The organism is Microbacterium californiense, from assembly GCF_047246625.1.
GTDB lineage: Bacteria > Actinomycetota > Actinomycetes > Actinomycetales > Microbacteriaceae > Microbacterium.
On the sequence record NZ_JBFOKQ010000001.1, the window covers coordinates 1,820,382 to 1,835,511 of the forward strand.

Genomic DNA, 15,130 nt, shown 5'->3' on the forward strand with positions numbered 1-15,130 from the left:
GCATCGTAGCGGACGACTGCATCCCGCGACCGCCGGAGATCACCGTGCGGTAAATCTTCCCCCATCATATTGACATCGTTCCCAACCTGCGTAAGAGTGGGACGCAAGCCCAGAGGGAACGTTCCCAATGCGGCTTGGATCAGCAGTTTCTCCCCACCGATGAAGACAAGAGGAGAGGTTCACCGCAGAACCCGGCGATGGATGCGAGCGCCCGATTGCTCGCACGAACCCGGACCGGACGTCGGCATCGCCGCCGAGCACGCACTCTCTTCCTCACGCCCCGCGGGGCCCTCAAGAGACGGATTCACAGCATGGAAACTCTCAACACCCGAAGCCCGCGCGCTGGTCGCGGACGCGGGGCCCGAATGCTCGCCCTCGCCGGTGCGGCCACCATGGCCGTGACCTTGGGTCTCGCCGGATGCGCGAGCGGATCGAACAGCGGCGGCGGCGGCGGCGGAGCCGCTGCGGACCAGACCCTCACGATCGGCTTCTCCGCGGAGCCCCCCGGGTTCAAGACGGGCGTTGACCAGGGCTCGGCGAACCGCCAGCTGATCACCCTCGTCCGTCGCGGCCTGCTCAGCTACGGTCCCGACGGAGACGTCGTTCCCGCTCTCGCCTCGGACTACGAGGTCAGCGAGGACGGACTCACCTACACCTTCACGCTGCGGGAGGGGCTGGCCTTCTCCACCGGTGACGAGCTCACCTCGGAGGACGTCAAGCGCACGTTCGAGTACCTCGCGGTGCCGGAGAACGGCGCGGCCGACCAGACGTCGTTCGCCAACATCGCGAGCATCGACACCCCGGATCAGACCACCGTCGTGCTCAACCTCGGCGAGCCGCAGACCGCGCTGCCGAAGATCATCGCCAACCCGCTGAACGCGATCGTCCCCGAGGAGTCCGTCGACGCGGACGGTGTGCCGATCGGCGCCGGCCCGTTCATGGTCACCGAGTACAAGAAGGGCGTCTCCTACACCCTCGAGGCCGACCCGGCCTACTACGACGCCGACGAGGTCGAGCTCGACGAGATCGAGATGACCTTCATGGCCGATGCGCAGACGCGTGTGAAGGCCCTCGTCAGCGGACAGGTGCAGTTCATCGACTACGTGCCCGCCGCCGACTACGCGACGCTCGAGAACGCGAGCGGGGTCACGCTCGACACCGCGCACGGCCTCTACGGGGCACTGCAGTTCAACCTCACCGAAGGGCCGCTGGCCGTGCCCGAGGTGCGCCAGGCCATCGCCTATGCGCTGGATCTCGAGTCCATCAACGAGGTCGGCACCCTCGGGTACGGCACCTCCAACGGCGGTCTGCCGATCCCTGAGGACAGCGAGTACTTCGACGAGGAGCAGGCCTCGCACTTCGCGCAGGACGTCGACAAGGCCAAGGAGCTGCTCGCCGAGGGCGGTTACCCCGACGGCGGCTTCAGCCTCACGCTGCTCACCAACTCGCAGTACTTCGGGTACAGCGAACGGGCGCAGGTCATCAAGAGCGACCTGGAGGAGATCGGCATCGCGGTGGAGATCGAGACCGGTGACTACGCGAACCAGATCGCCAAGGGCAACAGCGGCTCCTACGACCTGATGATCGGCGGGCCTCCCGCGGCGATCAACGACCCGTCCGCCCTGACCGGCGCGTTCATCGGGGGTCCCACGTTCGTCCGCAGCTTCGGCATCGACCAGGACCTGTACGCCGGCCTGCTCGACGAAGGCGCGAAGACGGCGGACGGCCCGGAGCGCGAGGCGATCTACCGCGAGCTCGGAGAGATCTACCTCGAGGACGTCCCCTTCGTGACCTGGGGTCAGGGTGCCGCGGCCTACGCGTACTCCGACAAGCTCGAAGGGTTCGAGATGCTCAGCGGACCGATCGTGTACTCCTCGATGTACAGCCTGGCCGGAGCGCGGCTCACCGACTGAGCCGCGCCGCGGCGGCGCCCCTCTGACTCGAATGGGTTCTCAATGATTCGCTACATACTGCTTCGACTCGGACTGGGTGTCGTCACCGTCTGGGGCGTCGTGACAGCCGTCTTCCTGGCGCTGCACGCCGTCCCGGGCGGGCCGGCCTCGATCATCCTCCAGGGGGGTGCCGGCGGCGGGGACGTCAACCCCGCCGCCGTCGCCGCTCTGGAGAAGGAGCTCGGCCTGGACCGGCCGCTGCTCGTGCAGTACGTCACCTACCTCGGCGACCTGGTCCGCGGCGACCTCGGAGACTCCATCAAGTACTCCGCTCCCGTGACCGAGATCATCGCCTCGCCGCTCGGCAACACCGTGATCCTCGTCTTCCTGGCGCTCGTGATCGGCGGCGTCGTCGGACTCGCCTTCGGGGTGCTCTCCGGCAACCGCCCCGGCAGCATCCTCGATCGCGTCCTCTCGGGCCTCATCTCCGTCGCCGTGTCGACCCCCGGCTTCGTGATCGCCATCTTCCTCTCGCTGGTGATCGGCCTGAGCCTCGGATGGTTCCCCTCTCTCGGCTATCGGGATCCCGCAGACGGATTCGGGCCGTTCCTCTACCACGCGTTCCTCCCCAGCCTCGCCCTGTCGTTCGGCTTCCTCGCGATCGTGGGCCGCGTGACTCGCACGTCGATCCTGTCGGTCCGCCGCGAGGACTGGGTGCGCACCGCGAGGGGCATGGGGCTCTCGGGTGCACGCGTCTTCCGCCGCCACGTCTTCCGCAACGCCATGAACCCGGTCGTGACGGTCGCCGGCCTGCAGCTGGGCGGGCTTCTCGGCGCCACCGTGCTCATCGAGCAGGTCTTCAACTGGCCGGGGATCGGCGGAACCCTCCTCAACGCGATCAACGGGCGCGACTACCCGTTGGTGCAGGGCATCGTGATCGTGTTCGCCGTGGTGTTCATCCTGACGAACCTGCTCGTCGATCTCCTCTACCGATTCCTCGACCCCCGAGTGGAGGCGTGATCCCGATGAAGAACGCGTTCCGGACCATCTGGAACAGGTCGACTCCCGGCCTGTTCGTGACGACGTGCGTGATGATCCTCGTCGTCCTGTTCATCTTCATCTACCCGATCCTGAGCCCTGTGAACCCGCTCGCGCAGGACGTCGCGAACGCCTTCGCGCCGGTCGGCACCCCCGGCCACGTGCTCGGCACCGACAACCTCGGGCGCGACACGTTCGCCCGCCTGGTCGTGGGCCTGCGCACCGAGATCATCGTGTGCGCCTCGGGTACGCTCCTGGCCGCCCTGATCGGCACTCTGATCGGCATCCTCGCCGCGTACTTCCGCGGTCTCGCCGATCTCCTCCTCATGCGCGTCGTGGACGTCGTCCTCGCCTTCCCGAACCTCGTGTTCGCGATGCTCATCGTGTCGCTGTACGGCGCCGGCGACCTGACCGTCGTCGCCGTCTGCGCCATCGCCTTCTTCCCGAGCTTCGCGCGCCTGACCTACGGTGAGGTGCTGTCGCTCCGCCAGGCGCTCTACGTCGAGTCGGCCGAGCTGTTCGGCGGTACCCGGTGGCAGATCATCCGCGGGCCCCTGCTCCGCGGCGTCGGACCCCTCGTGCTCGCGCAGGGCTTCCTCACGCTGGCTTTCGCCGTCGGACTCGAGTCCGGACTGAGCTTCCTCGGGCTGGGCATCACGCCGCCGCGTCCGTCGCTCGGCCTTATGATCGCCACCGGTCAGCAGTACTTCATGCAGAGTCCGTGGCAGCTGCTGATCCCCAGCATCGTGCTCGTCGCGCTGCTCGTCTCGCTCGGATACGTCGCGGACTGGGTGCGGGATCTGCTCGATCCGCGGGGCGTCACCCGCCGCCGCCGTCCCGGGCGGGCATCCGTCGCCCAGCGGCCCACCAGCATCGTCGGACAGGGGGTCAACGCATGAACGCACGCGACGAGGTCCTTCTGACCGTCTCCGACCTGGAGATCGCGGTGGACGACAAGCCCATCGTGCACGGTGCATCCTTCACCGTGTCGCGCGGAGAGGTGGTGGCGATCGTCGGCGAGTCCGGAGCGGGCAAGTCGATGACGGCGATGGCCGTCCCCTCCCTGCTGCCGCCCGGAGCGTCGCGCCGGGGCTCGATCCTCTTCGAGGGGACCGAGCTGGTCACGGCATCCGAGGCGGACATGCGGCGCTTCCGCGGCGCCGAGATCGCCTGCGTCTACCAGGAGCCGATGACGGCGCTCAATCCGCTGCACACGGTGGGCGACTTCCTCGAGGAGGCGATCGGCGCGCACGAGTCGAAGGGTTCGGCCCGGCGTCGTGAGCCTCAGGAGCTGCTCGAACTCGTCGGCCTCGGAGGGTACGACGATCTGCTCAAGCGGTACCCGCACCAGCTCTCCGGCGGCCAGCGTCAGCGCATCATGGCGGCCGGCGCCGTCGCCTGGGAGCCCAAGCTCCTCATCGCCGACGAGCCGACCACCGCCCTCGACGTCACGACGCAGCGCAACCTGCTGGGGATGTTCCGCGACCTCGTGCGCCGGGAGCGGATGGGGATGATCTTCGTCACGCACGACATGGGCGTCGTCGCCGACATCGCCGACTCCGTTGTCGTCATGCGCAACGGCTTGGTCGTCGAGACCGGCGACGTCTACTCGATCTTCGACAACCCTCAGCACGAGTACACGCGGTCGCTGCTCGCAGCGGCGCGTGCGCTGCACGGGGCCGAGACGGCTCTCCTCGAAGGCGGCGGTGCGGATGCCGGAACCGAGGACGCGGCCGCGGCTTCACGTGAGGCGGCGGAGGACGAGGTCGCGCTCCGGGTGCGCGACCTCGTGGTCGAGTACAAGCGCTCCGGGCTCCGGAAGCCGCGGACCGAGGAGAACCGCCGGGCGGCGGTCCAGTCCGCGAACCTCACTGTGGCACGCGGCGAGACGCTGGGCATCGTGGGCGAGTCCGGCTCGGGCAAGTCGACCATCGCACGCGCGATCCTCGGACTCGCCCCCGTCACCGGTGGCTCCGTGGAGCTCGCCGGCGTCGAACTCGTCGGCCTGAAGGGACGACGGCGCCGCCGTGCGCTCTCCCGTCTCGGGGTCGTCTTCCAGGATCCGACCTCGTCGCTCGACCCGAGCCTTCCGCTCTGGCGCGTGGTGACCGAGCCGCTGTGGCGGAGCGGTGCAGTACGCGACACACGAGAGCTCCGCCGCCGCGCGCGCGAGCTCCTGACGGATGTGGACCTCGACCCGGCGTGGATCGAGCGCCGGCGACACGAGCTCTCGGGAGGACAGCGGCAACGCGTCGCGATCGCGCGGGCGATCTCGCACCGCCCGGACGTGCTGATCGCCGACGAGCCGACCTCTGCACTCGACGTCACGGTGCAGGTGACCGTGCTGGAGCTGCTCGCCCGCCTGCAGCGCGAGCACGACTTCGCCTGCATCTTCATCAGCCACGATCTCTACGTCGTGTCGACGATCTCGGATCGCGTGCTGGTGATGAAGGACGGTCAGGTGGTCGAGAACGGCCCGACGGATCAGGTCATCCATGATCCGGAGAACGAGTACACGCGCACGCTGCTGGGAGCCATCCCCGTCCCGGACCCGGTGCTGCAGCGCTCGCGGCGGGAAGCGGAGAGCATCCGATGAGCGGAGCGCGGTCGAACGAGAGGAGCGCCGGGTGAGGAGCGAGTACGCGACGCCGGGCCGATACGGACCCAAGGAGGTCGCCACGGGCGCGCGCGGAATGGTCGTGAGCTCCGAGCCGATCGCCGTGGAGGCGGGCGCTGCGGTGCTGCGCGACGGGGGCAACGCTCTCGACGCGGCCCTGGCGGTGGCGGCGACGCAGCTGGTGACCGAACCGCACATGACCTCGCTGACCGGGGGGATCTCGCTGGTCTACCGCGAGGCGTCGACCGGGCGGGCGGCCTACCTGTCGGGCAACGTGAACGCTCCGCTGGCCGAGCTGCCCGACTTCGGCGGCGCGGACCTGACCCGCGCGCGGGGAGTGCCCGTGCCGGGATGGTGGCCGGCGTTCGTCGCGGCTCAGGAACGGTTCGGCACGATGTCGGTCGGCCGTCTCCTCGCTCCGGCCATCGATGTCGCCCGCGAGGGGTTCGCGGTGTCGCCCTATCTCTTCGGCGAGATGTACAACGCCCGGCAGAACCTGGGACGCCATGCGCAGTCGCGCGCGATGTACTTCCGTGACGGCTCCCTGATCGGACCGGGCCAGGCGCTGGTGCAGGAGCAGGTGGCGCGGACGCTCGAACGGCTGCGCGACGAGGGCATGCACTACTACCGCGGGGACTTCGCCCGCGCGTTCTGCGCGGCGAGCGACGCCGACGGCGGCGTCATCACCCCCGAGGACTTCGACGCCTACGCCCCTGAGTGGGCGGATCCGGTTCGCGGGACGTACCGCGGCTTCGAGATCATCGGCTCGGCGCCGCCCGACGACGGCGGACTGCAGCTGGTCGAGGCGTTCAACATCCTGGAGAACCTCGACATCGCCTCGCTGGGTCCGGCGAGCGCCTCACCGGAGACGCTGTCGGCGCTGATCGCGGTGCACAACGCCGTCTACTACGCGCCGCCTCGGGAGCGACGCTTCCGCGAGAACCACCGTGTCATGGACGTGCTGCTCTCGAAGGACTACGCGAAGCAGCGCTTCGACCTGCTCGACACCCTCGCCGCTCCCTCCGCGGGCGCTCCGCCGACGCCGGGCACGATCCACCTGTCGGTGGTGGATGCCGATCACAACGTCGCCACGTTGACGCACTCGCACATGGCCTCGCCGTGGGTGAACGGTCTGTTCGCGGAGGGCTTCCAGCTCGCGGGCGGCGGCTCGTTCTTCCAACGCGTGATGCCGCAACCGGGGGAGCGGGCGACGATCTACCTCGCACCGAGCATGGTGCTGCGGGACGGAGCGCCAGTGATCGCCTCGGGTTCGCCGTCGGTGTCGCTCGTGGCCTGCGTGCTGCAGAACCTGGTCAACCTCATGGACTTCGGCATGCCGATCGAGCAGAGCGTGGCCGAGCCGCGATTCGGCGCACGCCCTCATGACCCGGCGCGGGGATGGGTGCCCGGCACGACCCTCGAGTCGGGTTTCCCGGAAGCGGTGCTGCGGGACGTGCGGAGATGGGCCGGTGCGAACCGGCTCTGGACGCGGGAGATAGGCCCGTGGAACTCGATGACCGGCAACTTCGACGGGATCACGATCGATCCGACGACCGGCGAGATGCGCTCCTGCGGCGATCCGCGTCGCATGGGCGTCGCGGTGGCCGTCTGACGCCGTCCATCGGTCACGGAGCTCCCCGGGATCGGTGCGAAACGCCGCGTATGCGGGCGTCGTGGCGAGCGTTCCCCACCGATCGACGGACGCCAGAGACGGTCGCCCGGCCCACAGGCTCAGCGGTTGCGTTCGGACTGACGCTCGCGCGGTGAGCCGCCGACCTCCTCGGGGAGCTCCTCGATGGGCACGATCACGATGTCCTGGATCTTCCAGTCGAGGTCGATGCATCCGTCGCGGGCTTCGGTGAGCTGGGCCAGGGTGAGTCCGCGCGCCTTCCTCGGCACGACGAACGACTCGACGTGGAAGACGTGGCCCTGGTCGCGCACGCGCGAGCCGGCCTCCGCGACCCAGGGCAGGGAGCGCAGGTGGGCGTCGACTTTCTTGGCCACGGGGTGCGGCTCGTCGTCGTCGAACGTGGTCGCGCGGGTGTCCATGAGGTCGGTGATCGCGGAGCGCATGTTCTTGACGCCGTCCCAGAGGATGCTGGCGGCGATGAACAGCGCGGCGGCGGCATCCGCCCACCAGAGGCCGAGCCCGATGCCCGCGACGCCGACGATCGACCCGACCGCGGTCATCCAGTCGGCCTTGTTCATGTCGGCATCCGCGTACAGCACCTTGTCGTGGAGCTCCCGCGCGAGCCGCATCTTCACCCGGCCGAAGTAGATCGGCAGCGGGATGGTCAGCGCCATCACGATCATCATGAGCCAGCCGAGCCAGACGGTCTGGCCGAACAGCACGATGGAGCCGATCGGCGGATGCTCGGCGCTGAGGAGTCCGCTGCCGGAGTCGATGATGAGGAACGAGCCCATCGCGAACAGGGCGACGCCGGCGACGAGGTGCGCGACGCCGACGGAGCGGTGGTGGCCGTAGGGGTACTTCGCGGTCGGCGGGCGGTTGACCACCCGCACGGCGATCAGGAAGGCGATCGGCGGCGCGAGCGACAGCAGGTCCTCGATCCACGCCGCCTTCATCGCCTGGGAGCTGCCCATGACGAGGAACACGAGCGTGATCGCGACGGCGAGGAAGGCGAGGGTGAACCACTCCATGCGCTTCGCCTGCCGCAGCGCGTTCGCCTGCCGCTCGGGAAGCTCGGTGCGCCCGAACCGCGGCGTCATGACCGGCTCGCTTCGTCGAGGAACTCCTCGAGGGCGACGAGGAGCGCGTTCTCGCCCATCCGTGCGAGCACCACGTGCTTCTCGGGGCCGTCCGGCCCTTCGCTCTCGGTGTAGGGCCGGGTCGCGGCGGCCTTGTCGATCCACGGGGTGTCGTCGAGGAAACCGCCGATGACGATGTCGAGCTCGCCGCGCTCGAGGGCCGACATCAGCACGGCCTCGCTGCCCTCGGTCCAGTCGATCGTCGCATCGTGCTCCTCGGCGAACGCCGAGATCAGCTCGGGCTCACTGCCGGTCGGCTCGGCGCGGCCGCCGTCGAGCTCGACCCACGGCGCGTTCTCGGTCACCCCCACCCGCAGCGTGCCGTTCTCGGCGCGGTCCAGCGTGCCGTGCGGGTCGGCCGGCACGCTCACCCCGCACCCGGTCAGCAGCAGCGCGAGCACCGCCACCAGGGCGGCCATGGACAGACGACTCCTCATCCCGCCGACCCTAGCGAAGAATCCGCCGTTCATCGGTCGTCGTCGTTCTCCATCCGGATGCGCCGACCCTCTTCGATGTCCTTGCGCTCCTTCTCCTCGCGCTTGTCGGCCTGGCGGGTGTCGCGGGCGGGCAGCTGGATGTCCCGCTCGGCGGGAATGCCGGCCTGCAGCTGGCGTCCGCGCTCGAGCTCCGCGTCGAACTCGGCGCCGAAGAGCAGGGCGAGGTTCGCGATCCAGAGCCACAGGAGGAACACGATGACGCCCGCCATCGACCCGTAGGTCCGCTCGTAGTTCGAGAAGTTCGTGACGTAGAGGACGAAGCCGAGCGTGGCGATGGCCAGCACCACGATCGCCACGATGGCGCCCACGCTGATCCAGCGGAACTTGGGTTGCTTCGCATTGGGCGTCGCGTAGTACAGCATCGCGAGGAGGAAGACCACGACGAACAGCAGCAGCGGCCACTTCAGGATGCTCCAGGCGATCTGCACGCCCTCGCTCGCGCCGATCGCGCCGCCCACGGCTTTCACGACGTCGCCCGAGAGCACAAGCACGAGAGCCACGATGGTCAGCGAGACGACGGTGATGAGCGTCACGAGCAGCTGCATGGGGCGGAGCTTCCAGAACGGACGCCCCTCCTCGATCTCATAGATGCGGTTCATGACGCGGCTGAAGGCGCCGACGTAGCCGGAGGCCGACCACAGCGCCAGCAGGATGCCGAAGACGAGCGCGAATCCCGCGCCCGGGGCCTGGGAGATCTGCTCGATCGGTCCGCGCAGGGCATCCGCCGTCTCCTTGGGCGCGATGTCGCCGATGATGCCGAGCACGGCGTCGGCCGCCGCTCCGCCCTGACCGATCACGCCGAGGAGCGAGAACACGGCGATCATGGCCGGGAAGATCGACAGGACCGCGTAGTACGTGAGGCCGGCGGCGCCGTCGAGGCACTGGTCGGCCGAGAATTCGCGGATGCTCTTGACGAGCACGTACTTCCAGGAGCGCTTCTGCAGATCGGCCGGGCTGTCGGGCTTGTCGCTGCGCTCGGGGGAGGGAGCGTCCTTCGTCGTGCTCCGTCCGGTGTCGCTGTTCGCCATGATTCCTCCTCGACGTCGCGGGCGAGAGCCTCGTGCCTCTCGCACTGCATCAGTCATACGAGATCGTGGCGGGATGTCCTCGGGGGTTGCGCGGGCGAGAGGAGTGTGGGAGAGCGTTCAGACGGTCTCCGGACGCTTCTTGCGGAACGGGCGGGCCGCGGTGTGCGGGCCGTCCCACACCGTGATGACACCCCACGCGGCGGCCGCGAGCGGCACGGCGAGCACGGCTCCGACGATGCCGCCGAGAATGGTGCCGGCGGTCAGGGCGAGCAGGATGACGAGGGCGTGCAGCTTGAGCGACCGTGCCATCACCACGGGCTGCAGGAAGTTGCCCTCGAGCTGGTTCACCAGCACCACGATGCCGACCACGATCAGGGCGGCGACGGGTCCGTGGGTGACCAGTGCGACGAGGGCGGCGAGGATGCCGGCCGCGGTGGCTCCGACGAGCGGGATGAACGCGGTGAGGAACACGATGACCGCCAGCGGGATGGCGAGCGGGATCTGCAGGATCGCGAGCCCGACGCCGATGCCGATGGCGTCGGCCGCGGCGATGATCGCGGTGCCGCGGATGTACCCGCCGAACACCTCGACCGACTTGTCGCCGATGCGGCGGGCCCGCTCGTAGCTCTCACCCGTGAACGGGCGCAGCATGAACTCCCAGATTCGCGGGCCGTCCTTGAGGAAGAAGAAGAGCACGACGATCATCAGCACGAGTCCGGTGAAGAAGCTCGCGGTCGCCGAGACGCCGGCGAGCGCACCGCGTCCGAACGACGCGCTGGTCAGGAATCCGCTGACGCTGGCCCACACGTCGTCGAGGTTCACGGTGTCGAGGTCGAACGGCAGGGTGTCGAGCCAGGCCGTGACCTGCACGATGCCGTCGGTCGCAGACTCGACGAGGTCGTCCCACTGCGAACGCACGGTGAGCACGATGACCCAGACGACGGCGCCGAGGATGGCGATGATGGCGATGAGGGAGATCCAGGTGGCGAGGATCGACGGCACGCCGCGACGCCGCAGGAAGCTCACGACCGGGTGGATGGCGCAGGCCAGCACCAGCGCGATCGTGACGGGGATGAACACCAGCGAGAGCTGCGTGACGACGAGCACGCCGACCGCCACGACGGCGAGCACGGCAAGCGTCTGCACGCTGCGGGTGGCGACGAGGCCGAACCCGCGGGACCAGAGTCCGGGCGGGCGCAGGTCGAAGGTGGTCGGAAGCTCGGGTCGACGGAACAGTCCCATCAGGTGTCTCCTCGGATCGCCGGCGTCGACTGCGCCGTGACAGCAAACCTAGCAACCGCCCCGGGTGCGCGGGCGGGGGAACGGAGGTCGCCGGGGGTGAGGGCCGCTGCCGCGCGGGGTCGTCCTCTCTTCTCCGCGCGCGTAACCCGCGCCGACGGCATCCGCAAGCCCTTGGTGCGCCGGCATCCTCGACCGAGGATGGACTCGGATGCCGCTCGCGCGGGTGGCCCGGAAGGGAAGACCAATGGCAGACAAGACGCCCGTCCAGCGGGTGGCGGAACTCATCAAGGACTTCCGCTTCGCGATGTTCACGACGCGGAACGCGGAGGGACGGATCGTCTCGCATCCGCTCACCGTGCAGGAGGCCGAGTTCGACGGCGACCTGTGGTTCCTCGTCTCGCGGGGCGCGACCTTCGTCACGGACCTCGCCGCGGACGACCGCGCCGGAGTGTCGCTCAGCTCCAACGACTCCTGGGTGTCGCTCTCCGGGCGCGGGCAGCTGGTCGAGGACCGCGCGAAGGTCGAGGAGCTGTGGAACCCGGCCGTCGAGGCGTGGTTCCCGAACGGACCGGACGACCCCGACGTCGGGCTGCTGAAGTTCTCGGCCGAGTCCGCCGAGTACTGGGACAGCCCGGGCGGCCGGCTGGCGTCGCTGTTCAGCTTCGTGAAGTCGAAGGTCACGGGCGAGCAGTACGACGCCGAGAACGAGACGATCGAGCTGCCGAGGGACTGATCCGGTTCGCCGCGCGTCAGGCGGCGACGGCCAGCTCGCCGTATCCCAGCGCGATCAGTAGCGCGAGCGCCGCGAGCACGAGCGTCACCGGCACCATCGTGTATCGCTCGCGCTTGCTGCGCGAGATCGCATTCATCAGGATGCCGAGAGCGAAGTATCCGAAGATCACCCACATCGCCACGACCGAGAAGGTCTCGGCGAAGAGGTCCACGCCTCCGACCCGGTCCCAGGCGATCAGGGCGATCACGGCGTAGAGCAGGATCGAGATCGCGCTGCCGATGCGAAGGCGTGCGGGCAGCGTGCGATGAGCGCCACCCCAGGCGTAGCGGCCGAGCGGCGCCCCGAGGGCCAGGGCGAGTTGGAAGACGGCGAGGGCGGCGAGGGCCACGGTGAGCAGCAGGGCGAAGAGCACAGGCCCACGGTACCGGTGGCCGTACCGTGTGTAATTGTTGACTTTCGTCATTAGTTGCACTTCCGCAACTAATGACGTATGGTTGATCTACATCAACTTTCAACGCAGGAGCACTTCCACCGTGAGCAACACTTCACTCCCCGCACCCGAGGCGACGCGCTCGGCCCGCGAGGTCTTCACCGCGATCTCCGGCCTCGTCGTCGGCATGTTCGTCGCCGTGCTTTCGGGCACGGTCGTGTCGACCTCGATGCCGGTCATCATCGCCGACCTGGGCGGCACGCAGTCCCAGTACACCTGGGTCATCACCGCGAGCCTGCTGGCCACCGCCGTCTCCACCCCGATCTGGGGCAAGCTGGCCGACCTCGTCGACCGCAAGATCCTCGTGCAGATCTCGCTCATCCTCTTCACGGCCGGCACCGTCATCGCCGGCTTCTCGACCGACACCAACATGCTCATCGCGGTCCGCGTGATCCAGGGCGTCGGCGTCGGCGGGCTCATGTCGCTCGTCATGATCGCCGTGGCCCTCATCATCTCCCCCCGCGAGCGCGGCAAGTACATGGGCGTCGTCGGCGGCATCATGGCCCTCGGCACCATCGGCGGCCCGCTGCTCGGCGGACTCCTCACCGACGTGTGGGGCTGGCGGTCGAACTTCTTCGTCGGCGTCCCGTTCGCCCTCGTCGCCCTCGTCCTCTTGCAGTTCACGCTGCACCTGCCGAAGCCGCAGCGCGACACCAAGGTCTCGATCGACTACTTCGGCATCGTGCTGCTGGCGGTCGGCGTGTCGACGCTGCTGATCTGGGTCTCGATGGGCGGCAACCAGTTCGACTGGGACTCCGGCACGAGCATCGCCCTCGCCGTGATCGCGGGTGTGGCCATCGCCGCCTTCATCGCGGTCGAGTTCTTCGTCAAGGAACCCATCGTCCCGATGTCGCTGTTCCGCAACCGCACCTTCACGCTCTCGGTCATCGCCTCGATCGCGATCGGCGTCTCGATGTTCGCGACCTCGGTGTTCCTGGCCCAGTACTTCCAGCTCGCCCGGGGCGCCACGCCCACCGAGTCGGGCCTCATGACGATCCCGATGATCATCGGGCAGATGGGCGCGTCGATCATCATCGGTCAGCTCGTGAGCCGGTTCGGCAAGTGGAAGGGCTGGATGCTGACGGGCTCCGCGCTCGCGACCGTCGGCGTGAGCCTGATGGCCACGCTCCGCTACGACACGCCCTTCACCCTGGTCGCCGTCTACATGTTCGTCCTCGGCGCCGGCCTCGGCATGGTCATGCAGAACCTGACCCTGATCGTGCAGAACGACACCGACCCGAAGCAGCTCGGTGCGGCATCCTCGAACGTCAACTTCTTCCGCACGATCGCCGGCACCATCGGCGTGACCATCATGGGCTCGCTGCTGTCGAGCAGCGTCGCGACCTACGTCAAGGACGGCCTGAAGGGCTTCGCGCCGACGACCCCGGAAGAGGTCGACGCACTGCAGCACCTGGGCTCCGGCGACGTGCCGAAGGTCGGTGAGCTGCCCGAGACCGTCCGGTCGATCGTGGAGAGCGCGTACGGCCACGGCATCGCCGACGCCTTCATCCTCGCCATCCCGCTCGCCGTGATCGCGATCATCGCCATCGCGTTCATCAAGAACAAGCCGCTGTCGACGAAGAACGCCGCCGAGCAGCTGCGCGAGCAGGCCGAGGACTCCGTCATCGAGGTCTCCGAGGCCGAGGTCGGCGCCTCTCTCTCCACCGGCACCATCCGAGTGGCCGGAGGCGAGACCTCGTCGCCGACGACCGGCTCCGTGACGGTGCTCGAGCGTGAGGACCGGGAGCAGGGCCGCTGAGATGATCGCCCCCGACGCGGTTCTGTCGGCGGACATGGAAGACGCCCTCGGCGACCTCCAGGCCCACCTGAACCTCATCTTCGCGAGGACGCGGTCGCTGTGGAAGGAATCGGCGGCGCGCATCCACCCCGAGCTGCAGGTCACCGGTTACAAGCTGCTCACCTTCATCGATCGGGCCGGCACCGTCAACGCCCACGAGCTGGCGGGTCGGTTCGAGATGGACAAGTCCGTCATCAGCCGCCAGGTGCGGATGCTGGAGGACGCGGGTCTGCTCGAGTCGCACCCCGACGAGCGCGACGGGCGGCTCCGCTCCCTGAGCGCGACGCCCGAGGCACGTGCCGCTCTCGCCGAGCTGCGCCGTCAGCACGGCTCGCGGCTCCGGACGGTCATCGAGGAGCTGACCGCGGAGGAGATCCAGGCGGCGTCCAAGGTCTTCCGCCTGCTGTCGGAGGCCTGACCAGCACCCCTCACGAAGCCCCGCCGTCCGCGCGACGGCGGGGCTTCGCCGTATGCTGGCGGGCATGACCGCCTCGCCCGACGACCCCGATTCCGGTGCGCCCGCCGCGGCATTCTCCCGGGTCGACGACCCCGACCTCGACCAGGCGATCACGCGGGTGGAGCAGGAGCTCGGACGCCTGTTCGCGCGGATCCGCATCAGCTGGCGCGACGCGGCGATGACCGTGCACCCCGATCTGCAGCCCCTCGGCTACCAGGTGCTCACCTCCATCGCGACCGGCAAGGCCACCTCGGCCGGCGCGATCATCGAGCGGCTGCAGACCGACAAGTCCGCCGTCAGTCGCCAGGTGCGCCAGCTCGAGCAGCTCGGGCTGGTCGAGAGCATCCGCGACCCCGACGACCGCCGCGCGCGCGTGCTCGTCGCCACCGAACTCGCCCAGGAGAAGGTCGCCCTCGCGCGCTCTCGCTACGAGGCGCGCCTGGGCGAGCGGCTGAGCCGCTGGTCCGCTGACGACCTCGACCTCTTCGCCGACCTGCTCGCGGACCTCGGCGGCTGAGGCTTCGGGCGCCTGCCCTATCGGCCGGCGTGCGCCCGGGTCTACACTCCGG

At 69.0% G+C, this 15,130-nt stretch carries 14 protein-coding genes; 9 read left to right on the plus strand and 5 right to left on the minus strand.

Annotated elements, in window-relative coordinates:
• Positions 1-365: 365 nt before the first annotated feature.
• Genes AB3M82_RS08670 through AB3M82_RS08690 form a run of 5 tightly spaced genes read left to right on the plus strand, consistent with a single transcriptional unit; the run spans position 366 to position 7,159 of the window.
• Positions 366-1,913 carry an ABC transporter substrate-binding protein gene (locus tag AB3M82_RS08670; protein WP_412957099.1) on the plus strand — a complete coding sequence of 516 codons (1,548 nt, stop codon included), beginning with the start codon at positions 366-368 and terminating at the stop codon, positions 1,911-1,913.
• Between the two features lie 42 nt (positions 1,914-1,955).
• Entirely contained in the window at positions 1,956-2,912 is a 957-nt protein-coding gene (locus AB3M82_RS08675) for an ABC transporter permease (protein WP_412957100.1), read from the plus strand.
• Positions 2,913-2,917: 5 nt separating this feature from the next.
• Complete coding sequence (locus tag AB3M82_RS08680; protein WP_412957101.1) at positions 2,918-3,829, plus strand: ABC transporter permease; 912 nt, start codon at positions 2,918-2,920, stop codon at positions 3,827-3,829.
• Positions 3,826-5,526, plus strand: coding sequence for a dipeptide ABC transporter ATP-binding protein (locus AB3M82_RS08685; protein WP_412957102.1), 1,701 nt, complete (start codon positions 3,826-3,828; stop codon positions 5,524-5,526). Before AB3M82_RS08680 ends, AB3M82_RS08685 begins: the two co-directional genes overlap by 4 nt.
• A gap of 31 nt (positions 5,527-5,557) precedes the next feature.
• Positions 5,558-7,159, plus strand: coding sequence for a gamma-glutamyltransferase (locus AB3M82_RS08690; protein ID WP_412957103.1), 1,602 nt, complete (start codon positions 5,558-5,560; stop codon positions 7,157-7,159).
• A gap of 119 nt (positions 7,160-7,278) precedes the next feature.
• Here AB3M82_RS08690 and AB3M82_RS08695 read toward each other — a convergent pair whose 3' ends face one another.
• The 4 genes from AB3M82_RS08695 to AB3M82_RS08710 all read right to left on the minus strand — a co-directional run bounded on the left by AB3M82_RS08695 (position 7,279) and on the right by AB3M82_RS08710 (position 11,083).
• A complete protein-coding gene (locus AB3M82_RS08695) occupies positions 7,279-8,277 on the minus strand; it encodes a cation diffusion facilitator family transporter (RefSeq protein ID WP_412957104.1) in 999 nt (332 codons plus the stop codon).
• Positions 8,274-8,753 (minus strand): transporter substrate-binding domain-containing protein, encoded by a 480-nt coding sequence (locus AB3M82_RS08700; protein ID WP_412957105.1) that lies wholly within the window; start codon positions 8,751-8,753, stop codon positions 8,274-8,276. Before AB3M82_RS08700 ends, AB3M82_RS08695 begins: the two co-directional genes overlap by 4 nt.
• 29 nt (positions 8,754-8,782) lie before the next feature.
• Positions 8,783-9,841, minus strand: a complete 1,059-nt coding sequence (locus AB3M82_RS08705) for a YihY/virulence factor BrkB family protein (RefSeq protein ID WP_412957106.1) — start codon at positions 9,839-9,841, stop codon at positions 8,783-8,785.
• A gap of 117 nt (positions 9,842-9,958) precedes the next feature.
• The gene (locus tag AB3M82_RS08710; protein ID WP_412957108.1) at positions 9,959-11,083 is read right to left on the minus strand and encodes an AI-2E family transporter; all 1,125 of its coding nucleotides are present in this window, start codon (positions 11,081-11,083) and stop codon (positions 9,959-9,961) included.
• Between the two features lie 244 nt (positions 11,084-11,327).
• On the opposite strand from AB3M82_RS08710, the gene AB3M82_RS08715 reads away from it, so the two are divergent.
• On the plus strand, positions 11,328-11,816 hold the full coding sequence (locus AB3M82_RS08715) for a pyridoxamine 5'-phosphate oxidase family protein (protein WP_412957110.1): 489 nt from the start codon (positions 11,328-11,330) through the stop codon (positions 11,814-11,816).
• Between the two features lie 16 nt (positions 11,817-11,832).
• Here AB3M82_RS08715 and AB3M82_RS08720 read toward each other — a convergent pair whose 3' ends face one another.
• The gene (locus tag AB3M82_RS08720) at positions 11,833-12,228 is read right to left on the minus strand and encodes a hypothetical protein (protein WP_412957111.1); all 396 of its coding nucleotides are present in this window, start codon (positions 12,226-12,228) and stop codon (positions 11,833-11,835) included.
• Positions 12,229-12,349: 121 nt separating this feature from the next.
• On the opposite strand from AB3M82_RS08720, the gene AB3M82_RS08725 reads away from it, so the two are divergent.
• The 3 genes from AB3M82_RS08725 to AB3M82_RS08735 all read left to right on the plus strand — a co-directional run bounded on the left by AB3M82_RS08725 (position 12,350) and on the right by AB3M82_RS08735 (position 15,078).
• Positions 12,350-14,065: an MDR family MFS transporter gene (locus AB3M82_RS08725; protein WP_412957113.1), complete on the plus strand. Its 1,716-nt coding sequence runs from the start codon at positions 12,350-12,352 to the stop codon at positions 14,063-14,065.
• 1 nt (position 14,066) lies between these two features.
• The gene (locus tag AB3M82_RS08730; protein WP_412957114.1) at positions 14,067-14,522 is read left to right on the plus strand and encodes a MarR family winged helix-turn-helix transcriptional regulator; all 456 of its coding nucleotides are present in this window, start codon (positions 14,067-14,069) and stop codon (positions 14,520-14,522) included.
• Positions 14,523-14,586: 64 nt separating this feature from the next.
• Positions 14,587-15,078 carry a MarR family winged helix-turn-helix transcriptional regulator gene (locus AB3M82_RS08735; RefSeq protein WP_412957115.1) on the plus strand — a complete coding sequence of 164 codons (492 nt, stop codon included), beginning with the start codon at positions 14,587-14,589 and terminating at the stop codon, positions 15,076-15,078.
• Positions 15,079-15,130 lie beyond the last annotated feature (52 nt).